The organism is Providencia burhodogranariea DSM 19968 (assembly GCF_000314855.2).
In the GTDB taxonomy this organism is placed as follows: domain Bacteria; phylum Pseudomonadota; class Gammaproteobacteria; order Enterobacterales; family Enterobacteriaceae; genus Providencia; species Providencia burhodogranariea.
The window spans coordinates 49,484-70,756 of the sequence record NZ_KB233226.1 but is presented as its reverse complement, the minus strand read 5'-3'; the positions used below and the strand labels follow the sequence as shown (position 1 = coordinate 70,756).

The 21,273-nt window shown below is 39.4% G+C and carries 17 protein-coding genes and 1 pseudogene; 11 read left to right on the top strand and 7 right to left on the bottom strand.

Annotated features, from left to right (window positions below; genetic code table 11):
* Window positions 1-517: 517 nt before the first annotated feature.
* The 3 genes from OOA_RS17875 to cpxR form a co-directional block, all read right to left on the bottom strand.
* A complete protein-coding gene (locus OOA_RS17875) occupies window positions 518-1,957 on the bottom strand; it encodes a capsule assembly Wzi family protein (protein ID WP_008913573.1) in 1,440 nt (479 codons plus the stop codon).
* Between the two features lie 856 nt (window positions 1,958-2,813).
* The gene (cpxA, locus tag OOA_RS17870) at window positions 2,814-4,184 is read right to left on the bottom strand and encodes an envelope stress sensor histidine kinase CpxA (RefSeq protein WP_008913572.1); all 1,371 of its coding nucleotides are present in this window, start codon (window positions 4,182-4,184) and stop codon (window positions 2,814-2,816) included.
* Window positions 4,181-4,879, bottom strand: a complete 699-nt coding sequence (gene cpxR, locus OOA_RS17865) for an envelope stress response regulator transcription factor CpxR (RefSeq protein WP_008913571.1) — start codon at window positions 4,877-4,879, stop codon at window positions 4,181-4,183. The genes cpxA and cpxR overlap by 4 nt, the downstream gene beginning before the upstream one ends.
* 153 nt (window positions 4,880-5,032) lie before the next feature.
* On the opposite strand from cpxR, the gene OOA_RS17860 reads away from it, so the two are divergent.
* From OOA_RS17860 to pfkA, 5 genes are all read left to right on the top strand, one after another.
* The gene (locus OOA_RS17860; RefSeq protein ID WP_008913570.1) at window positions 5,033-5,575 is read left to right on the top strand and encodes a Spy/CpxP family protein refolding chaperone; all 543 of its coding nucleotides are present in this window, start codon (window positions 5,033-5,035) and stop codon (window positions 5,573-5,575) included.
* Window positions 5,576-6,283: 708 nt separating this feature from the next.
* Window positions 6,284-7,036: a metalloprotease LoiP gene (loiP, locus tag OOA_RS17855; protein WP_008913569.1), complete on the top strand. Its 753-nt coding sequence runs from the start codon at window positions 6,284-6,286 to the stop codon at window positions 7,034-7,036.
* Between the two features lie 482 nt (window positions 7,037-7,518).
* The gene (locus OOA_RS17850; RefSeq protein ID WP_008913568.1) at window positions 7,519-8,160 is read left to right on the top strand and encodes a lysophospholipid acyltransferase family protein; all 642 of its coding nucleotides are present in this window, start codon (window positions 7,519-7,521) and stop codon (window positions 8,158-8,160) included.
* Window positions 8,157-9,101, top strand: coding sequence for a phosphatidate cytidylyltransferase (locus OOA_RS17845; RefSeq protein ID WP_008913567.1), 945 nt, complete (start codon window positions 8,157-8,159; stop codon window positions 9,099-9,101). The genes OOA_RS17850 and OOA_RS17845 overlap by 4 nt, the downstream gene beginning before the upstream one ends.
* Before the next feature lie 539 nt (window positions 9,102-9,640).
* Window positions 9,641-10,618, top strand: coding sequence for a 6-phosphofructokinase (pfkA, locus tag OOA_RS17840; protein ID WP_008913566.1), 978 nt, complete (start codon window positions 9,641-9,643; stop codon window positions 10,616-10,618).
* A gap of 124 nt (window positions 10,619-10,742) precedes the next feature.
* Here the strand turns inward: pfkA and OOA_RS17835 are convergent, their stop codons facing one another.
* Complete coding sequence (locus OOA_RS17835) at window positions 10,743-12,059, bottom strand: NEL-type E3 ubiquitin ligase domain-containing protein (protein ID WP_008913565.1); 1,317 nt, start codon at window positions 12,057-12,059, stop codon at window positions 10,743-10,745.
* Between the two features lie 423 nt (window positions 12,060-12,482).
* On the opposite strand from OOA_RS17835, the gene OOA_RS17830 reads away from it, so the two are divergent.
* Window positions 12,483-13,484, top strand: a complete 1,002-nt coding sequence (locus OOA_RS17830) for a sulfate ABC transporter substrate-binding protein (protein WP_040691906.1) — start codon at window positions 12,483-12,485, stop codon at window positions 13,482-13,484.
* Between the two features lie 353 nt (window positions 13,485-13,837).
* Here OOA_RS17830 and tpiA read toward each other — a convergent pair whose 3' ends face one another.
* Window positions 13,838-14,608: a triose-phosphate isomerase gene (gene tpiA / locus OOA_RS17825; protein ID WP_008913563.1), complete on the bottom strand. Its 771-nt coding sequence runs from the start codon at window positions 14,606-14,608 to the stop codon at window positions 13,838-13,840.
* 464 nt (window positions 14,609-15,072) lie between these two features.
* Entirely contained in the window at window positions 15,073-15,687 is a 615-nt protein-coding gene (locus tag OOA_RS17820; RefSeq protein WP_008913562.1) for a DUF1454 family protein, read from the bottom strand.
* A gap of 53 nt (window positions 15,688-15,740) precedes the next feature.
* Between OOA_RS17820 and OOA_RS17815 the strand changes: the two genes are divergently transcribed.
* The 3 genes and pseudogenes from OOA_RS17815 to OOA_RS20955 all read left to right on the top strand — a co-directional run.
* Window positions 15,741-16,163, top strand: a complete 423-nt coding sequence (locus OOA_RS17815; RefSeq protein WP_008913561.1) for a DUF805 domain-containing protein — start codon at window positions 15,741-15,743, stop codon at window positions 16,161-16,163.
* Complete coding sequence (locus OOA_RS20960) at window positions 16,126-16,344, top strand: hypothetical protein (protein WP_236611271.1); 219 nt, start codon at window positions 16,126-16,128, stop codon at window positions 16,342-16,344. Before OOA_RS17815 ends, OOA_RS20960 begins: the two co-directional genes overlap by 38 nt.
* 75 nt (window positions 16,345-16,419) lie before the next feature.
* Window positions 16,420-16,896: pseudogene (locus OOA_RS20955) on the top strand (RNA-guided endonuclease InsQ/TnpB family protein); the annotation flags it as partial.
* Window positions 16,897-16,995: 99 nt separating this feature from the next.
* Here the strand turns inward: OOA_RS20955 and fpr are convergent.
* On the bottom strand, window positions 16,996-17,742 hold the full coding sequence (fpr, locus tag OOA_RS17805; protein WP_008913560.1) for a ferredoxin--NADP(+) reductase: 747 nt from the start codon (window positions 17,740-17,742) through the stop codon (window positions 16,996-16,998).
* Window positions 17,743-18,122: 380 nt separating this feature from the next.
* Here fpr and emrD point away from each other — a divergent pair, with 380 nt between their 5' ends.
* Window positions 18,123-19,307, top strand: coding sequence for a multidrug efflux MFS transporter EmrD (gene emrD / locus OOA_RS17800; RefSeq protein WP_008913559.1), 1,185 nt, complete (start codon window positions 18,123-18,125; stop codon window positions 19,305-19,307).
* 322 nt (window positions 19,308-19,629) lie between these two features.
* Window positions 19,630-21,261, top strand: coding sequence for a benzoylformate decarboxylase (gene mdlC / locus OOA_RS17795; protein WP_008913558.1), 1,632 nt, complete (start codon window positions 19,630-19,632; stop codon window positions 21,259-21,261).
* The last annotated feature ends 12 nt before the right edge of the window (window positions 21,262-21,273 follow it).

Sequence of the window (21,273 nt, the reverse complement as noted above, 5' to 3'; positions counted from 1 at the left end):
CTATTTGTGCTTACCATTTGAAAAAGCTACTCTTTTTCAATAACTGATTAATTGGTAAGCAATACTTATCTTTTTTAGACCCAAATTGTTACACTTTTTGGGCGTAATAGGGCCTAAAAAAAGCACGTAATAATAACATCAATTATTGGCAATGACTATTATTGTGATTGCCTTAAAGAATATTCCTATATTTAGCTGTAAATATAAGTTATTTTAAATCATTGGGTTACGCTTAAAATTAACACCTAGAATTAGTATATAGAATTTTATTTTTAAAAATGAATAATAACCATATTTCTATCATCTTACTCTATGAGTTAAATTCATATGTGCCTATTAATACGTCAGTAGAGTGTTAAATAAAAAGAAACAAGTCAGAAATATATCACTTTTGCTTGATAATTTAGCTTAGTACGATTAAATCCTACTTCATTGGTAAGATATGATTATCAATTGTGATAGCTTATAGATGAGGTGCCGGAGTTTAATATTTATCTCCGGCACCTCATCTATTACATTACCACTTAAGTGGTAGGGTTACTGTCACTGATGCACCGATATCATCACCCATATCGTAATCAGTTTTCGATAACCATACTTTAGTGTCAGTGGTGACTTTATCGTCAAAATTATGCCACCAACCTAAATCAACACCTTTAATCGTTTCAGATTTAGGGAATATATTATTTTGCGGTAGGCTTTCTTTGTTAACTTTGGCATACACCACACGAGTACTAACACGGTTGTCATCATCAACAGAGTATTCTACTTTGGCGGATAACATACGGCCATCACCCCCCATCGCATGACCTAATGGCGCACCTTGTTGGTAATAACCATCGGTATAGATGAAATGCTGGTACATCACACGGTTCTTGTTCCATTCGGTGTGTGTATTGGCACCTTCAATATACCAGCTCAAAGGTTGACCCCATGCGGTATGGTAACCTTCGATACCCCCCATAAAGGCATTTTTCGATGGGAACATGCCTGCTTCATCTTCACCAATCATTTGGCCGTAAACGCTAACCGGTAAATTAATGAGAGGATAAAGCTTAAGTTTAAAGTCTAGCCCTGCCAGTTGGTTACCCGGATCTTTGCTTTTATCGCCGGTATTATCTTTACCGACCATTGCATCCCAGAAAGAACTCCAGTTATCCGGACGACCATCACCACCCCACATCACCATGCGAGAACCGCCTAATTCAAAGAAATCAGTTGGGTTCATGGTCATTCGTAGACCAATCAGTTTGGTGTTTGGTTGAGAGGAATATTGTTTAATTTGCCCAGCAGTGAGCTGGTATTGCCATGAGCCAATCCATGAAAGCCAAGGGGTTTCAAATGGGCTTTGGTCAGCACGTTGAATAAGAAAACCCGTTACAGGCCTTGCTGCATCAGTACGGATTAAGCTGCCGTCATGGCCAGGACCCCACCATTGTGGAATTTCACCAAAGCTTACCCATTGGTTCCAAATTTTCACTCCACCATACGAACCATTGAGATTGTAGTCTGAACCATTCTCAACACGTAGTGCACGCTCTGCATTGGCTTTTAAGTTTAAATCGACATCTTCTGTGCTGTAATTACCTTCAATGGTATAGCGAAAGTCACTATATTCACTTTGTGCAAAACCTTGTGGCATGGATGGCTTACTTGAAGATAGGTAGGTCTGTAATTGAACGCTGTTTTTTGTGCGGTTAAGCTGCCGTTTAATACGCTGAACAATCGCTTCTTGTTCATTATTGGTGATATTGGCGTTATTTAGTGAGCGGCTGATTTCTTCAGAAGAGAGTGGCCATGTTGAGAGGCTGAGTTGAATAACATTGCGCTCTGAGAGCCATGCAAGGTCATTACGTAGATTATCGTTCGGGAGGATTAATCCACTCGCAACTGTGCTGCTACTTATTACAGTCAATAAAGTTAAGATGGCTGATTTTGTCAGCTTGATTCTTTTCATTGATAGATCCGTAAAGTTGAGTTCGTCTAAAAATTTGTATTTGAAACAAAAATAAAAATAATAAGTTATGATGATTAAGCCTTTGTCCCTGTAATAGTTCAGGTTATATGCGCTCTAATATCATGTGGCTATTTGGATAATGTACTTATATAAGTATCGCAATAGCTTTATTTATGAAGAAAATATTATTTAAGTACGCGTTGCTAATTCCCATAATATAATTACTGTTATATTAATCACGTATAAGTAATTTAACGTATGAATTTATCGCACTTATTAGTCATGTAGTGAGTATTATAAGGGGTATATCATATTTGGCTAGTGAATTATAACGTAACAGATCTTTATAGGATTAAACTTAAGATCTTTTGATGTTAGGCCGTCATCATTGTTGGTTAATTACTCTGAGTTTGTTTTATTTTTTCATGCTAAGTTCTTTTTTTTTACGAGTAAAGTTTGTTTGTTAGTTATTAATCTTAATTGATACCAATTAAAGGGGGGGGGGGAGTTATTATAATATTATCGTAAGCGTAATTAAGTTATATTACCTATGAGGTGTGATTTTATAATATTTAGTCATAAGTAATTACTAATTGTTAGAATATTTATTTGGAAAACCTAATTGGTGGGTATTAGTAACGTTAACTGTTTTATATTTGAAATATTAAGTAAGTTAAAGTGACATTTATGTTTCTATTTAGTTGGAATTAGGTGGGAATATCTGAAGCAGTCATTTGAATGGTATGCGAAAAATACAATACTGCGTTCAGTCGCCTGAATCGCAGTATTGTTGGCATTATATCGAGAAACCTTAGCGAGTTACCGCAATGCCCCTCAGGTGATTATTTTGGGTAAACTACCGACCATGCTCTGGTAGCCAAATCTGTAAGCGTAAACCGCCGAGTGGGCTATCATCTGCTTTAACCCAGCCTTTATGCTGTGATACCGCCGTTTCGACAATAGCAAGCCCTAAGCCAGTTCCACCTGTTTCCCTCGCACGTGCTTCATCTGTGCGGTAGAAAGGACGGAAAATATGCTCACGATCAACTGCGCTAACGCCCGGACCATCATCATCGACAGTAATTAATACACCGTTGTTTTCTTCTTTAAAGTCGACAGCAATATGTGTATTTGAATAACGAAGTGCATTACGCACAATATTTTCAAACGCACTGCCGATTGCGGATGGGTTACAATAAAGAGGCCATGGACCCGGTGGGCCAGTTACATCTAACGTTTTGTTCATCTGTTCGGCTTCAAAGCTGGCATCATCTAAAATATCGCCCCACAATTCATCCGCTTTAATGTTCTCCCTAAGGATTTCATTTTTATGCTGGCTGCGTGATAACACTAATAAGTCATTAATCATGCTATCCAAACGATGAGTTTCGGTCTCAATACGCTCAAGTTCTTTACTTTCACCATGTCGACGGCGTAATAGGGCAGTTGCCAACTGGAGTCGAGTTAGTGGTGTGCGTAATTCATGAGAAATATCAGAGATCAAACGTTGTTGAGCGGTAACCATGCCATCTAATGCACTAATCATCTGATTAAAACTGTTACCCGCAGAAAGAAACTCTTGAGGGCCAGCTTCTAGCTCAGGGTGAGGTCGCAAATTACCTTTTGCGACATCATCTGCCGCCATTTTTAATTTACGAGCAGGGCGAGCAAGGCTCCAAGATAGCCAAAGCAATAATGGGGCGCTGATCAGCATTGTCGCGATTAATAGCAAGAATGGCCGGTCAAACAATAAGTTAATAAAGTCAGACTGTGGGCTATTTGCTGGGCGAACTAAATAAAGTTGATAGTGATCTTCACCATCTCGGATGGAAAAAGGACCCAGAATTTCAGCTCGGCCATATTTTTTCTTTCTCGGATGATCTGCGTTATCTGATTGCCCGATAAAGTTACGGATAACTTGCATTTCACTCGGCATCGCGCCAATGACTCGGCCTTCGCTAGTGACAATAATAAGCCGCTGACCCGGTGGTGCCCATTTTTTGATGGAATTAGAAATGCGCCTCCACCAAAGAAGGTCATTCATCGGAGCTTGTGCGAGCTCCGCTTCAATATGTTGTTCAAGCATTTCACCTTGGCGTTGCTCACTCTCCATAAGAACAGTGAGCTGCCTAGAGTCAAGCTTGGGTACCATCAGCACTAGCATTAGTACTAGTGCGAGGGTAAACCAGAAAATCGCAAATATTCTTGCGGTTAAGCTATTTATCATGTTGCTGAGACCATCAGGTATCCACGACCACGCAATGTTTTAAACCAAGGCTGGCCATCTGTACGTTCTGGAAGCTTACGACGTAAGTTCGAAATGTGCATATCGATTGCACGGTCAAATGGGGTTAGGCGTTTACCTAACACTTCTTGACTAAGGTGCTCTCTTGAAACCACTTGACCAAGATGCTGTGCTAATAAGTACAGCAAAGTGAATTCGGTTCCAGTTAAATCAAGAATTTCGCTGTCAAAACTGGCTTCTTGACGACCAGGGTTAAGTTGCAGTTTATCGACTTGTAGGACTGGGGTATTGCTATTGTCACCTTGGTTTTGATCGCTCCAATTTGAACGGCGTAGCAGCGCACGAATACGCGCAACCAATTCACGATCATTAAACGGTTTAGGTAGATAGTCATCTGCACCTAACTCTAGACCGAGTACTTTATCGAGTTCGCTACCGCGCGCAGTCAACATAATAACCGGGGTTTGGTGGATTTGACGTAGCTCTTTTAATGTCTCAATACCATTTTTCTTTGGCATCATGACATCGAGCAATAACAAGTCAATGGATGAGTCGATCTGTTGTAATGCCTGTTCACCATCATAGGCGATGACAACATTGAAACCTTCCATTTCCAGCAGTTCTTTTAAGAGCGACGTGAGTTCACGGTCGTCATCAACTAATAGGATTTTATGCATATATTTAACTCCTCCGACTGCCGTTATACGATAACAATCTTCACGATTCCATGACTTTACGTTCTTTTACATGCTCTGACGCTAGTTTGCAGGCGCCAGCGTATAGTTGTCCTCATTGAATCACGAGCACTGTCCGGGAACAAGGAGTACAGAATGCAAAGAACAGCAAATACAACAGTAATGTTGACGTTAGCTTCTGCATTCATTATCGGGTCAGTGACGGCTTTTGGGGATACACCAGAAAATTCAATGTTAACTGGTGAGACGTCAGCCCCTCTGATGCTGCAAATGCAAAATGAGCCAACATCTTCAGGTCAATTAATGACTCAACTGCAACATAATGAGTTATTTAATAGTGAAGAACAAATAAGCACATTTATGTTTAATGGTATCACGTTAAATGAAAAACAGCGTCAGCAATTACGTGATTTAATGGCAACACAGCGTCGTTATCAGTTTGATAATCCAGTTTCAGTGAAAGAGCGTGAAGCACTACACAATTTAATCGTCGCGGACCAGTTTGATGAAAAAGCGGTGCGTGATCAGCTAGAACATAGTTTGCAAAAAGAATTAGCTCAGCGTGTTGAAATGGCTCGTATTCATCATGAATTGTACCTGATGTTAACACCGGAGCAAAAAGCCCAACTTGAACAGATACATCAACAAAAAATGTCTCAATATCAGGCTTTGCAGTAAACGAATTTAATTGAATCTTTTGATCCTTGATTCTATTGACTGAAGTAGTGAAGTAGCAATAAGTGAGTTTTTTCTTGCCATAGACACCATCCCTGTCTTTTATAGCCCCTTTTAGGGGCTTTTTTTTTTTTATCGCTGATCCGCCCTAAATAAACAATGTCTTGCAAAGGCTGTTTTAATCATTATTTGGGTTTGAGTGGTATTTGAGTCCCCGTCATATTGTGGAATACGCCAAAATTTGCATCATGATGTCTACAGAAAGTCGGTTATTCATCATACTTCAGGAAGCATAGTTATACGCATAGTTGAATCACTAGAACCAAAATAGCGAATTATACTTATCGATACATGATAAACATTTTTCTTATATAGTGATGAAATCACACCAAACGTTAGTAATAAGAATATTAATTGTTTAATTTATTATTTATGAAAGGTTTTATATTTATATTTAGTTTAATGTGGGTTTCAATTTCTTTTTTATTGTTTTAATTGGTGTTATACCTCTTAATTGATAATGATATTATTTTGTTTTATTTTGGATAGTGTGATTTATTATACTGTCGATTTCGTTATGAAAATAATAAATGGATTAAATTGAAATAATGATTATTATCTCACTATATTCCTATTGTTATTTTCCCCAGAATTTATAGTCTTTAACGCTTAAAAAGAAGAGTTGTATATATTATTAAGGTAAATAATTTTATGAAAATGAAGGCGCTTATTGCTATCGCTGTCTCAGCTGTCATTTTGACTGGTTGTAAAAATTTAGATCAAGGGATGCTAACTAACTCCGGTATGCAATTACTGCAAGCCGCAACATTGACTGATAATGATGTTAAACAATTAAGTGATCAGTCATGTAAAGAGATGGATGCACAAAATAAAATTGCTCCAGCTTCAAGCACGTACTCTAAACGTTTAGATAAAATTGCTAAAGCATTAGGTAATGAAGTTAATGGGACGCCGGTTAACTATAAAGTTTATCAAACTGATGATGTTAACGCATGGGCAATGGCGAATGGCTGTGTCCGTGTATACAGTGGTCTGATGGATCTGATGAATGACAACGAAGTTGAAGGTGTCCTTGGTCACGAAATGGGTCACGTAGCACTGGGTCATTCACGTAAAGCAATGCAAGTCGCTTATGCTACTGTTGCAGCACGTACCGCAGCAGCTTCAGCAGGTGGCGTCGTTGAGCAATTGAGTGCTTCTCAAGTTGCTGCGATGGGCGAAAAATTGGTTAACTCTCAATTCTCTCAACTCCAAGAAAGCCAAGCTGATAACTTCTCTTATGACTTGCTGAAAAAACGCGGTATTAAGACAGAAGGTCTAGTAACTAGTTTTGATAAATTAGCAAAACTGGGCGGCGGTGAAACAAGTATGTTTGATTCACATCCACCATCAGCAGAACGTGCTCAAAATATTCGCGACCGTATCGCTGCGGATAAAAAGTGATATCTCAAGCAGTATAATATTTAGCGACCCAAGTATCTAACTTGGGTATGCTTTAGGTTATTAAGGCACTGTTGAATTATTTAAGGTGCCTTTATTTTCAAGTTACAATTCGTTGTTGTTTTTATCATTCATATTGGCCTTAAATATTAAAATAAATTAAGTAATATTAATGCGTTTATTTTCTTGCATTTTCTTCAGCCATATTTCGGGTTACCTAAAATATCAGCTGCTCTGTTGTTTTTGTTATTCCAAGTTTGTTTGAGAGTATTATCTCAAAATAAACGAAATCAGACCTTACCTGTTGTACTATTAGATATCCCTGTTTATCTTAACTCGTCATACTTCAACTTGCATGGTTGTTGCCCACACTCGATTTGTCGCTTACATGCAACTCGAATTATTTAGAGTAGATAAAACTTATTTTTTGGTTATCACTGAATGATCCAATCGAGAAAATAAAAAAACTATCACAAGGGAAAAAGATGGAAAAAGCACAGAGGGTTTCTCTGCTGGCAAAAACGATGGGAATGTTGTTGTCGTTCACTTGTCGTTTGTTGACAGGAGTACGCACGCGTTGGGTTGGTTGTCAGCCTACAATGGCTTCACGTATTTACTATGCTAATCATTCTAGCCATCTTGATGGACTTGTTATTTGGGCTGGGCTACCACCGCTAATGCGTCATTCCGTTCACCCAGTCGCGGCTAAAGATTATTGGGATAAAACACCATTTCGTCGTTATTTAGTCAATAAAGTTTTTCGTGCAGTGTTAATTGAGCGGAAGGGCGAAGGCTCCGTAAAAGAAAATGTATTAGAACCACTGGAAGCCATATTAGAAAAAGAGGAATCATTAATTTTATTTCCTGAAGGCACTCGTGGTGATGGTGAATCACTAAATAATTTCAAAAGTGGTATCTACCATTTAGTTAAAAAATATCCTAACGTAGAAGTGGTTCCTGTTTATCTTGAGAATTTAAATCGTGTATTACCAAAAGGCTCTAAGTTAGTGGTGCCAATTATTTGCTCGGCAATTGTCGGGAAACCATTAACCCCGTTAGGTGAAGATGAGCTTAAAACAGAATTTTTACAGCGTGCAAAACTTGCATTAGAGGAGCTGATGCCATGAGTATGTGGGATAGCGAAATAGCGTTATTGCTATCAGTTGTATTTGGCATACTTGTTGTAGCGAGTGTGATTGGTGGGATCCTCGCCTATCGATATTCAGGTGCAAACAGTAATCCAACCATTGATAACTTAAATGCCAGAATACGAGCTTGGTGGTTGATGTGTATTATCTGCGTATTAGCGGTGGTTATCGGCAATATTGGCGTGGTGATCTTATTTGCGCTGATCTCATTTTTTGCTCTGAGGGAGTTTATAACCTTAGCGCCAACCCGACGTAGTGATCATGAAGCTTTATTTTGGTGCTTCTTTATTTTCTTACCACTGCAATATGTCTTAGTCGGTATTCAGTGGTATGGTTTATTTTCAATTTTTGTACCGGTATTTGTGTTTCTTTTCTTACCAACACGAATTGCATTAGCTGGCGATACTTACCATTTTCTTGAGCGTACGGCGAAAATTCAGTGGGGAATGTTAGTTACTGTCTTCTGTTTAAGTCATGTTCCTGCCTTACTGATGTTAGATATCCAAGGTTATGAAGGCGAGAATGTGAAGTTATTGCTATTTCTGATCGTGGTGACACAAATCTCCGATGTCTTACAGTATGTATTTGGTAAATTGTTTGGTAAGCATCCTATTGTGCCAAAACTTAGTCCGAACAAAACCATTGAAGGTTTTATTGGGGGAATACTCTCCTCGGTATTGATTGGTATCTGTTTATATTGGGTTACTCCTTTTAGCTGGTGGGTCGCAGGATTAATGTCTTTGGCGATCACTTTAATGGGATTTGTTGGTGGACTATGCATGTCGGCAATTAAACGCGATAGCGGAATTAAAGATTTTGGTGCCATTATTGAAGGGCATGGTGGCATGTTAGACCGTATCGATTCGTTATGTTTTGCTGCGCCAATCTTTTTTCATCTTACTCGATATTTTTATACTTAATACGTGAGTTGCTATATTTGTGCTTTTATTTTTTGCTCGGGCAAAAATAATTAGGAAACCCTCGCCGTTTATGGCGAGGTAGTCGCATTAATTTCTAAGCAATAAGTGAAGCTATGGTCGATAGCGATGTAATTCGATTAACAGGGTGCTCGAAGAAACTCCGCAGCTATATTTAACTCAGTAATACTCACTGACAACCAGTAACTCACTTCCTACTTTCACTCCTTGCATGACGTAACTGTATTAATTAAGTGCTATTATTCATACTTAGTTTTTGTTTCGAAGCAAGACAACTCCAGATATAGTAGGCCAGCTTTTCCGCGCAGAACGATTTTATGCGCTAGAATTATGTTAGCTAGGTCACAATAAAGCATTAAATTTTGATTGAGAACAGGTGGATGCATGTAGCTTTACCGTATTATTCTGTTAGGTGAAACAATTCAGCACTGACGATTTATAATAGAATTTGGTTTGGGAAAGTGCGGTAAGGCTGTGTTTTTCGGAGATTTGCAATTTATATTCATTAGTCAGAGGTCATCATGGTCAAACAGATTAAAAGAATTGGGGTTTTAACGAGTGGTGGTGATGCACCAGGTATGAATGCTGCTATTCGTGGTGTTGTACGTGCTGCATTAGGTGAAGGTTTAGAAGTGATGGGTATTTATGATGGATACCTCGGTTTGTACGAAAATCGTATGAAACAGCTGGACCGTTATAGTGTCTCTGACATGATTAACCGCGGTGGTACTTTCTTAGGTTCTGCCCGTTTCCCTCAATTCCGTGATGAAAAAGTTCGTGCTATTGCCATTGATAATCTGAAAAAAAATCATATTGACGCGCTGGTGGTTATTGGCGGAGATGGTTCGTATCTCGGAGCAAAAGCGCTAACAGAAGCAGGTTTCCCATGTATCGGCCTACCAGGCACAATTGATAATGATGTTGCTGGAACGGATTATACCATTGGCTATTTTACTGCGCTTGAAACAGTGGTCGAAGCCATTGACCGCCTACGTGATACATCGACCTCTCATAAACGTATTTCTATTGTTGAAGTGATGGGGCGTTACTGCGGCGATTTAACGCTATCTGCGGCGATTGCGGGTGGTTGTGAATTCTTAGTTTTACCTGAAAATGAAATGCCATTTGACCGTGAAGAACTACTTTCGGAGATTAAACAAGGCATTGAAAAAGGTAAACGCCATGCAATTGTGGCTATTACTGAACATGTTTGTGATGTTGATGAATTAGCAAAATATATCGAAAAAGAAACACATCACGAAACTCGTGCGACAGTGCTTGGTCATATTCAGCGTGGCGGTTCTCCTGTAGCCTATGACCGTATTTTAGCGTCGCGTATGGGGGCTTATTCAATTCAATTGCTACTGGAAGGTTATGGTGGTCGTTGTGTTGGTATTCAAAACGAAAAATTGATCCATCATGATATTATTGATGCAGTCATGAATATGAAACGCGTATTTAAGAAAGATTGGTACGATACTGCGAAAAAATTGTACTAATTTATCGACTATGAGTATCGCTTTATTAGGCACCTAGCTGTAATGCGAGTTATTTATAATAAAGTATCAATTTCATCATACTTTATGTAATAACTCGCACTATTCATTTGTTTTTAAACACCAATTATCCTGCTTGAGTCAGGCTATAAGGGTTATAAGGCGTTTTTGGTGATTTTAATTGTTCAGCAGAGATATGTTGGTTAGCGCTCAACAGAACTATTTTTTTGAGATGTTCGATTGCTTGTTCAGATAGCGGATTAATTCCAATAAATAGTCTGCCGTACTCATGCTTAAATATGTTAACTATCGTTTCTGATATTTCGCTGATAAGGTTGTCATGGCACTCTAAAATTTCGAGACTGGCTGGAATATCCTTTAAGTTAGTTAGCTTATTTTTATCAATATAAAGTGCAATGAGCTTAGAAGATATCTCTGGTAAGTCGGTTAGTTTGTTATTTTTGCAATTTAGGTAAGTTAATTCATTGGGAAATTGAGGTAGTTCTTTTAATTGATTATTCTCAATATCAATTTTTTTTAGATTAGATGGAAACTCTGATATAGCCTCTAGTCTGTTATTTTTACAGTCTAATGAATCAAGGTTCGCCGGAAGAGCCAATAATTTGCTTAATTGGTTATTAGCGCAGTTCAAGGTTTGTACGCTGTTAGGAATGTTTGGTAATTCTTTAATCTTATTATTTGAACAGTATAAATTTATCAGTGTGTTAGGAAGTGTTGCTAATCGTTCTAACTGATTATTAGAACAAACTAATGTTTTCAGTGTGTTTTTAGATATTGATAATTTTTCTAACTGATTATTAGAACAATTGAGGGTGGTTAAATTACTCGAAGATAATGAAATCTCTTTCAATTTATTACTCGAGCAATCTAATTTTTTCATTGTATTAGAAAATAGTGGTAATTCTTCCAATAAATTATTAGAACAATCTAAATGTATTATGTTTTGAAATAATGGTGGTAGTACTTTCAATTTGTTATTTTGGCAAGTTAATTTCTCCAATGTACTAATACTTTCTGGTAATATCTCTAATTTATTAGATGATATATCTAATTCCGTGACGTGCGGAGATAGGATAGGTAAAGAACTTATTTGGCATCGTGCCAAATTAAGAGAGGAATTTTGGGTTTTTAAATTTTCGATGAGCTTTTTTACTACTTTTTCTCTTGATTGTTTTTCTGTGTAGGGTGCTTCTTTTTGCCATTGTTGCCATGTTTTATGAAGTTGGTCTGAGGTCAAGACTGGTTGTTGTTTATTAGTTAGTTTTTTAGCTTGAGTTATTTTATTGCTGTTACTTTTGTTACTAACATTAGTAACATTTTTTTTGAGGGGGGAAGGTGTCAAATTTGTATTACTAAAAGTACGTTCATTGTTAGAAGAAGTGAATGTGAGTCGTGATGTGTTAGATGGAGTAATACGATGCATATACGATTTCCTTAGTGATAAATGAATAAAAATTTTCTGTCATATCTCAAGCTGTAACTTAGCTGTGTCTACTAATCAAACTGATAAATTGAGTTATGTTTTAGGTGAATTAAATTGCTTTTATTTATGATTTGGTATTAAAAGTGCTACAACAGTATTAAAACTTTATTTTCGGGTCTATAAAGACTTTTAGTATTCAAAAGAAATCATGTTCAGATAATAAAAAATAATATGGAGTTTGTTTTTTATTTTTTTCTTACATTCATAATCTATTTATATTTTATGAAATTAATCATTCACGTTATTTATTTTAAAATGAATAGACATATTCCAGTATAATATAAGTGGTCATTTTTAATTATTTCCGGTTATCTAGGAGATCTGTCAGCCTGCCTTAACATTAAAACAAAGAGGAATGGCAGAATGGTGAAGAAATGGCAGGCAACAACAGCATTTTTATTAGTGCTGACAACCGGAGCATGGGCGAAAAATATTCAATTACTGAACGTTTCTTATGACCCAACTCGAGAATTCTATCAACAATATAATGAAGCATTTAGTCAACACTGGAAAGATAAAACCGGTGATACAGTCACTGTCCGTCAATCTCATGGTGGCTCTGGTAAACAAGCAACATCCGTCATTAATGGGCTGGAGGCTGATGTTGTGACGCTAGCCTTAGCCTATGATGTGGATGCAATCGCGGAAAGTGGTCGAATAGATAAAAATTGGATAAAACGCCTGCCAGATAACTCGGCACCTTACACGTCAACAATCGTCTTTCTTGTGCGTAAAGGGAACCCTAAAAATATTCAAGACTGGGATGATCTTATCCGACAAGATGTTTCTATCGTGACACCAAATCCGAAAACTTCTGGTGGCGCTCGTTGGAACTACCTTGCAGCATGGGGCTATGCATTGGATAAAAACCAGCAAGACCCAGAAAAAGCAAAAGAGTTTGTGAAGAAGCTGTATCAAAATGTTGAGGTATTAGATTCTGGTGCTCGTGGTGCCACCAATAGCTTTGTTGAGCGCGGTATCGGCGATGTGTTGATTGCTTGGGAAAACGAAGGGTTATTAGCTATCAATGAATTAGGCGAGAGCGGTCAGTTTGAAATTGTGACGCCGAGTGTATCAATCTTAGCAGAGCCAACGGTAGCCGTGGTAGATAAAACAGTTGATAAACGTGACCGTCGAGAAGTCGCACAAGCCTATCTGGAATATCTGTATTCGCCTGAAGGGCAAGAGATCGCGGCTGAAAATTACTATCGACCACGCAATGCGGAAGTCGCTAAAAAATATCAAGATCGCTTTCCACAATTAAAATTGCTAACGGTAGATGAAGATTTCGGTGGTTGGACAAAAGCACAAGCAACTCATTTCTCGAATGGTGGTGTGTTTGATGAGATAAATCGCCGTGATTGATGGTCCTTGTCATACTTCGAGTTGTATCGGTGTTGGCTGCTCTTAGCCATTCTAGTCACATACTTGTGTATGCTTCTAGGGATAGCTTCGTTTGCTGCCGAGATACAACTCGAATTATTTAGGGGATAACTGTTATATTCTTAATTTTAACTTCAAACTTCAAACTTCAAACTTCAAATCTTAAATTTCAATATGCAGCATTGTTATTTTTTGGACGGTATGGTTGGTGAAGCTGTGCTGTAACATGAATTATTTTAAAGATAATGAGTTATTACTGGAGAATTGGGGCGGGAAATTTTTAATAAAAACAAAAAAACCGCCAATGAATAGCGGTTTTACGAAACAAGAATAAATTATTTTGCTTTTTTAGCTTCTGCCGCCGCTTTTACGATAACCGCAAATGCATCAGCTTTTAGTGAAGCGCCACCAACAAGAGCACCATCGATGTCTGGTTGAGTGAATAATTCAGCCGCATTGCTTGCATTCACAGAACCACCGTACTGGATGATAACTTGTGCAGCGACAGCCGCATCTTTCTTCGCAACATGGTCACGAATAAATTTATGAATTGCCTGTGCTTGTGCTGGAGTTGCTGATTTACCCGTACCGATAGCCCAAATTGGCTCATAAGCAATGACAGCACCTTGGAATGCCTCAGCACCTAATGTGTTCAGCACTGCATCAATTTGACGTGCACAAACTTCTTCTGTTTTGCCCGCTTCGTTTTCAGCTTCAGTTTCACCGATACACAGAACTGGAATTAAACCTTGTTCTTTCAATACAGCGAATTTTTTAGCGACAAACTCATCACTTTCGTTGTGGTAGGTACGACGCTCGGAATGCCCGATAATGATATATTTTGCACCAACATCTTTCAGCATTTCTGCAGATGTTTCACCAGTGAATGCGCCAGAAAGGTTCACATCAACGTTTTGTGCGCCTAACGCGATACGGCTACCCGCAAGAGCATGCTTAGCTTGGCTCAGGTAGATAGCTGGTGGTGCAATTGCAACGTCACAGCCATCAACACTGCTAAGTTCATTGCGTAGACCAGCAACCAGGTCATTGACCATAAGAGTGCTGCCGTTTAGTTTCCAGTTACCCATTACCAATGGATGTCGCATGTTGTTTCCTCCAACCAGAGAGTTTGAATGATTAATCAATGAATGACTCGCCGCGGTTTAAATTTCGCGCAACGAGAAAATAATCTTGTTGTTACTCATCCTAAAAATCTTAGTGTGAGCCTAAGAACCTATCCCATTAGGCTATTTTTATTCGTTGTTTTGAATCTAGGTAAGCCAAAAAATTCTAACGTTTAGTGCATGCTTCGGTTTTTCTGTGCTACCTGTATTCAAACTGAATTCAATAATTATATCCGTCATACCTCAAGTCGGTGTTGATTGCGCTCAACGACTTGAAGCACTCAGTTTACCGTGGCTGTAAGGCAAATAAACACGCTCACCTACACCGGTTTGTTGAATTCTCTGGATATAAGGCCTATTCGGATAGGCTTTAAGTATAAAGACAATACTTAACAATAGCTTTGCTTTTTATCACGCAGATGATAATTGCTGTGATCATGATCTGCTTAATGTGTCTCTGTTTCTAGCTTAATCGGTTCAACAGCAAAAGTAAGCACATTATTGTCACTTTTTACTAAAATATAGCGCAAGGCTCCTAAACGTGCCTCCTCCACCAGCGTGGGATTTTTATCTGCCATAAATTTATTAATTTCAGCTGTCAGTTCTGGGGCGTTATCCAATGATTTAGTTGGGTCAAATTGCTTAATAAAAGCAATAATATAGCGTTCAATGAGAACTCTATCGGTATTGTTATCTGTGGCACCGTCTGTTGGCAGGAGCGTGATTTGTAGGCTTTTAATTTTTTCACTACCGCGCTCAAGTACCGCGGAAGAATAAATGTGTGGATTGATGCGAGAGGCTGCACGAATATAAGGTGCAGAAATATCTTGGCTCGCAATCACTTTATACTCATGTAATGGTAACTCAGGGTTAGCTTGGTTAAATTGGTTACGCAATTGCGGGATTGTCAGGTCAAAAGAGGGCGCATCAGGCGCCAAATAAGCAACCTCAAAATTAGTATCTGGTAATGTTGGTATTTTTTGCGCGAATGCCATTTGTGGCAAACTAAGCACAAAAACGGTTATGATGACGTGAATTAAACGGAGTGCAGGCTGTTTCATTTATTTTTGCCACTCATGTTATGGTTTCTAATATTGTATCAGGATCAGGTGTAATGACATTACAACAATGGGCTTTTTCCTTCAAAGGTCGAATCGGTCGTCGACCATTTTGGGCTGGTGTCGCATCATGTTTTATATTAATGACGGTCATCGTGCTATTTCAAAATGCATTTGAATTTTCTGATGCTGTCGTGATTGTGCTATTTTTTTTATTGTTGTACCCACTCGCTGCGGTGTTTACTAAACGCTTGCATGACAGAGGAAAACCGGGTGGATGGTTTGCATTGGTGATCCTTGCATTTGCACTCTTTTCTATTGATGTCAGCGAATTAGCACCTGTCTGGCAGTGGGGGATTGGGCGCTTTTTACCTCTCCTGATAACCATGATTATGGTATTGGATTGCGGTGTTTTTCTAGGGATGGACTCTGAAAATCAATATGGTGAGAAAACGCAATCTGTGGATTATCTCTCCTAATAATTTCTTGGCTGAATGTCGCCAATCACTCAGCAACTTGAAGAATAACAGTTCGAGTCACGGAATGAGTGGCTATAAATTCCGTGCGGGTAGTTTTTCTGAGGATAGTCGTGGGCGCGGGTATTTTAATATCTGTGTACAGGTAGAAAGCCAGCCAACGGAAGGAAAAACTGCTGTATAGCTTGATTTAGGACTGAAAGACGATACCACACCATCCCACGGCGAAAAGCTAGCGTGAGGAAACTTCTACCGCGATTTAGAGCCAGCTTTAGGTAAGGCACAGCGGGCGAATAAAAAAATTCGAGTGAGAGCCATACACGCAAAAATTAAAAATCGCCGTAAAGATGCCTTACATAAATACAGCACAGCATTGGTTAAACACAATGCTGCAATCTTCGTAGGCAACGTGAGCGCCAGCAATTTAGCTAAAACTAAAATGGCTAAAAGCGTTTTAGACGCAGGCTGGTCAATGCTCAAAACCCAACTGGGATATAAAGCAATAGCGCGGTCAGTGGTGTTTGCAGTGGTCAACGAAAGTTATTCCACCCAAGTTTGTTCGTGTTGCGGGGCAATATCCGCCAGCAGTCCGAAAGGTAGAGCAGGTCTTGGAATAAGAGAATGGTCTTGTTGTGAGTGTGGAACCACTCATGACCGCGACGTAAACGCCGCAAAGAACATCCTCGCGGCGGGGCATCGCCGTCTAACTGTAGGAATCCCCGCCCTTTTGAAGTGACCCCATAAAGTTGGACTCTTTTAGTCTAAATTGAAGGGGTCACTTCAAAAGGGCGGGGAGGATGTCAATAACAACGATACAGTTTAACGTCGTAGTGGCTTACCAATACTGCTCACTACTTATATGGCCAGGCTTACGGCGTAAATGCTTATTCATATCACGCGTGTTTTTTAGCATATCGCGCGTATCTTTGACCATTTCAGGGTTACCACACAACATGACATGGCTGGTGACCGCATCCAACGAGATCCCTGCCGCTTGTTCAAGTGCTTGGCTTTCAATCAACGCGGGTACACGACCATATAAAGAACCTTCACATTGTTCACGACTCACCACAGTAATCAGACGTAATTTTTCAGGATAACGCTTAGCCAATTCTTCCATTAGTGGTAAGTAACTGAGATCTCTTTGATAACGAACCGCGTGTAGAAGGATAATTTTCTCAAATCGTTCGAGATCTTTGCCCTCTTGTAAGATCGAAAGGAAGGGGCCGATCGCGGTACCTGTCGAGAGCATCCATAAATGTTGGCATTCGGGTATTTCATCTAAAACAAAGAAACCGGCGGCTTCATCAGTGATTTGTAATGTATCTCCAGGGCCTAATTGAGCCAATTTCGGACTCAGCTTGCCATTAGGAACAACTACAAAGTAAAACTCAAGATGATCATCGCTTGGTGCATTGACATAAGAGTAAGCACGTTGCACGCGTTCCCCCTCTATTTCTAATGCAAGTTTTGCGTACTGACCAGCGCTAAAAGGTTTAATCGGGGCTTTGATGACGAGGCTAAATAAGGATTCTGTCCAAAATGTTGCTTCGATAACCGTTCCTGTAACCCAATTTGCCATATATATTTCCCTCTGAAATTTTTCAAATCTACCTGCTTATCAGAGTTTAATACTAAATCAGTTCACTATTTGCGCTTATCGATAATGTGTCCTAGTGGATTATTCTTTCAAATAGAGAGTAAGTAAATTTAATGTACAGTTTTATTGCCAATATTGGAGAATATTACTGACGATAAAGAATTAATTAAAATGCTGTCCTATCTCGAAAAAAATTTTAGTTTTGTTATCTTAGTCGCGCAATAGCGATGGATTATTTTTGCTGATTACCACAGCGAATCATCACTTGCTCAATTGCCCAAAAATTAAACCGCCATGTTATGAGTATTTAATTACATGGCTTGGTTATGCATTTCGGAATGATAAATTAATTTGAGAATAAAATGAGAAAACTGGAAAACTTCAATGTGATTATTATGCTAATTGCATTGGCTGCGGTTGGGCAGATGACACAAACAGTCTATGTGCCAGTCATTGCAGATATTGCGGTTTATTTTGGTGAGCCCTCAGGTTCTGTACAGCGCGTTATGGCGGCTTACCTATTTACTTATGGCTTTTCTCAGCTGATTTATGGTCCATTATCAGACCGTATTGGTCGCCGTCCAGTTATTCTAGCCGGAATGTTGATTTTTTTACTCTCAACAACCCTCGCTATTTTTGCCCCAACACTTGATACGTTAGTCATTGCGAGTGGCTTGCAAGGTCTGGGAACGGGAGTGGCAGGAGTGATGGTGCGGACTATGCCCCGTGACCTCTTTAAAGGAACGGAATTACGTCATGCAAATAGCATACTTAACATGGGCGTCTTGGTTAGCCCGCTATTAGCACCTATGTTTGGTGGTGTATTGGCCTTCTTTTGGGGCTGGCATGCATGTTATTTTTTCCTCTTTGTTCTTGGCGCTTCAGTACTACTAAGCATGTATCGTTGGTTACCTGAAACTCGCCCAGTTTCGCCAGAAAAACATAAAATGCTGGCCTCATATCACCAGCTGTTGTCGAACGGTTCTTTTATTTCTTATTTGATGATGCTGATCGGTGCTTTGGCTGGCATTGCTATTTTCGAGGCAAGTAGTGGTGTTTTGATGGGAGGCGTCCTCGGTTTTAACAGTATTTCTGTCAGTCTTTTATTTATCATTCCTATTCCGGCGGCTTTTTTTGGTGCTTGGTATGCAGGACGTGATAGCAAAAGCTTTTATACCTTGATGTGGCATTCGGTCATTTGTTGTTTGATAGCAGGGCTGATGATGTGGATCCCAAGTTGGTTTGGCGTGATGAATATTTGGACACTGTTAGTACCTGCATCGGTATTTTTCTTTGGTGCAGGAATGTTATTTCCCCTTGCGACCACGGGTGCTATGGAACCTTTTCCATATTTAGCGGGAGCGGCTGGTGCATTAGTCGGTGGTTTACAAAATGTTGGTTCTGGTGTGGCAACTTGGGTTTCCGCTTTGTTGCCGCAAAATGGCCAGTTTAGTTTAGGGTTGTTGATGTTCTTGATGTCGATATTAGTCCTATTATGTTGGTTACCACTTGCCCATCGAATGAATAGAACTGAACACACCATTTAATTATCAATTTGAGGCGATATGATGTGTCGCCTCATTTTTCATCACTTCTCTTCTGCACTATTTACAGTTCTAATCTGCTAGCCAACATCCTTTCTTCGATGATTTCACCATATTTTACAGTGATGTTTACGTGTTGATACTCACTAGCATTGACAATTATATAGCACATGCAATTATTTCTTCTGTGTGCTCACGGCTAAGTCTTTATAAATTATGTCGTTAATAAGCATAAATTCCCCACGAGTAATATTATTGGTAGAGCCAACTTTTGCTGTCCACCGCGATGTAAGGTGGTTTTTAAATCTGAATAAAAGAGACGTTTATGGAAAAGACAATACGTGAAGTCACCTTTGAGATGTTGAGAAAGTTAGATATCACCACCGTTTTCGGCAATCCGGGATCAACAGAAGAAACTTTCCTTAAAGATTTTCCAGACGATTTTCGTTATATCCAAACTTTACAAGAAGCTTCTGCGGTTGGTGCAGCGGATGGATATGCTCAAGCAATGAAAAAAGTGTCATTGGTTAATGTGCACACATCCGCAGGTCTAAGTAATGCGATGAGTAATATTTTAACTGCTTATATGAATAAAACGCCGATGATCATTACGGCAGGCAACCAAACCAGAGAAATGCTGCTCATGGAACCCTGGTTAACGAATATTGAACCAGAAATGTTACCAAAACCTTGGGTTAAATGGAGCTATCAACCGGTGAGAGCTGAAGATGTGCCAGCGGCGTTTATGCGAGCTTATGCGATAGCGACGCAGCCACCAGCAGGCCCAGTATTTCTATCTATTCCATTGGATGATTGGGATAAACCTGCATTACCAGAGACACCTGTCATTCGTACTGTCTCTCAGCGTATTGCTGCTGACCCTGAGCGCCTCAAAGAATTTGCAGATTTAATTAATAAAGCGAAGAACCCTGTTCTTATTTATGGTTCATCGATTGTCAGAGGTTCAGGATGGGAAGCGGGAATTGCGTTAGCGGAAAAATTAAATATTCCTGTTTTTGCTGCCCCTGCATCTGAACGAACACCTTTTCCAGAAACTCATCCACTTTATGCTGGTGGCCTTCCTTTCGCAATACAACCGCTGGCGGATAAGTTAGCGGGACACGATGTGGCATTAATTATTGGCGCACCGGTATTTCGTTATTATCCGTATGTTAAAGGTGACTACTTACCGCAAGGTCTACAACTTCTACATATTACCGATGATCCGTCAGAATCAGCTCGCGCACCTGTGGGCGATAGTTTATTAGGCGATCCGGTGCTAGCGATAGGATCACTAACAGAACTTGTTAAGCCGCATAGCACGGAAATAAGAAACGTCGCTAAACCGTCTCATAATATGGCACCACATCCAATTTCATCAGGTGATGATCCTGAAAGCTCAGTATTATCGGCATTACAGCTTTTCAAAATATTACGTGCGGTGTCACCAAAAGAGACAATATTGCTTGAGGAATCGCCATCAAACCTTGCGGAACTGCATACAGCTTGGCCAATTGATACACCGGATAGCTATTATACTTTCGCAAGTGGTTCTTTGGGTTGGAACTTGCCTGCTAGTGTTGGTGTCGCTTTAGCAGAGAAAGATAAACAATCTCATCGTCCAGTTATAGCTATTATTGGCGATGGTTCATTCCAATACTCTATCCAAGGATTATGGAGTGCCGCACAGCATGAATTACCTATTGTGTTTATTGTGCCAAGAAATAGTGAATATGGAATTTTAAAATCATTCGCCGTTTTAGAAGAAACACCGAATGTTCCGGGCTTAGAATTACCAGGATTAGATATTGTTGCTTTAGCGAAAGGTTATGGTTGTGTTGGAATTAAAGCTGAAACAGAAGAGCAGATAATTGCTGCTTGTAAAGATGCGTTTAACAGGAAAGGGCCTACCGTAATTGAAGTGCCTATTCAACCAACAATTCCACCACTAATCTAGCGATCGCACTGC

What these genes read in the sequence shown, in the direction of transcription:
- OOA_RS17830 (WP_040691906.1), top strand. Translation starts at nt 12,483, where the DNA reads ATGGTGAAGAAATGGCAGGCAACAACAGCATTTTTATTAGTGCTGACA.
- OOA_RS17845 (WP_008913567.1), top strand. Translation starts at nt 8,157, where the DNA reads ATGAGTATGTGGGATAGCGAAATAGCGTTATTGCTATCAGTTGTATTT.
- OOA_RS17875 (WP_008913573.1), bottom strand. Translation starts at nt 1,957, where the DNA reads ATGAAAAGAATCAAGCTGACAAAATCAGCCATCTTAACTTTATTGACT.
- fpr (WP_008913560.1), bottom strand. Translation starts at nt 17,742, where the DNA reads ATGGCAAATTGGGTTACAGGAACGGTTATCGAAGCAACATTTTGGACA.
- cpxR (WP_008913571.1), bottom strand. Translation starts at nt 4,879, where the DNA reads ATGCATAAAATCCTATTAGTTGATGACGACCGTGAACTCACGTCGCTC.
- mdlC (WP_008913558.1), top strand. Translation starts at nt 19,630, where the DNA reads ATGGAAAAGACAATACGTGAAGTCACCTTTGAGATGTTGAGAAAGTTA.
- tpiA (WP_008913563.1), bottom strand. Translation starts at nt 14,608, where the DNA reads ATGCGACATCCATTGGTAATGGGTAACTGGAAACTAAACGGCAGCACT.
- OOA_RS17850 (WP_008913568.1), top strand. Translation starts at nt 7,519, where the DNA reads ATGGAAAAAGCACAGAGGGTTTCTCTGCTGGCAAAAACGATGGGAATG.
- OOA_RS17860 (WP_008913570.1), top strand. Translation starts at nt 5,033, where the DNA reads ATGCAAAGAACAGCAAATACAACAGTAATGTTGACGTTAGCTTCTGCA.
- loiP (WP_008913569.1), top strand. Translation starts at nt 6,284, where the DNA reads ATGAAAATGAAGGCGCTTATTGCTATCGCTGTCTCAGCTGTCATTTTG.
- cpxA (WP_008913572.1), bottom strand. Translation starts at nt 4,184, where the DNA reads ATGATAAATAGCTTAACCGCAAGAATATTTGCGATTTTCTGGTTTACC.
- OOA_RS17835 (WP_008913565.1), bottom strand. Translation starts at nt 12,059, where the DNA reads ATGCATCGTATTACTCCATCTAACACATCACGACTCACATTCACTTCT.
- OOA_RS17820 (WP_008913562.1), bottom strand. Translation starts at nt 15,687, where the DNA reads ATGAAACAGCCTGCACTCCGTTTAATTCACGTCATCATAACCGTTTTT.
- OOA_RS20960 (WP_236611271.1), top strand. Translation starts at nt 16,126, where the DNA reads ATGGTGAGAAAACGCAATCTGTGGATTATCTCTCCTAATAATTTCTTG.
- emrD (WP_008913559.1), top strand. Translation starts at nt 18,123, where the DNA reads ATGAGAAAACTGGAAAACTTCAATGTGATTATTATGCTAATTGCATTG.
- pfkA (WP_008913566.1), top strand. Translation starts at nt 9,641, where the DNA reads ATGGTCAAACAGATTAAAAGAATTGGGGTTTTAACGAGTGGTGGTGAT.
- OOA_RS17815 (WP_008913561.1), top strand. Translation starts at nt 15,741, where the DNA reads ATGACATTACAACAATGGGCTTTTTCCTTCAAAGGTCGAATCGGTCGT.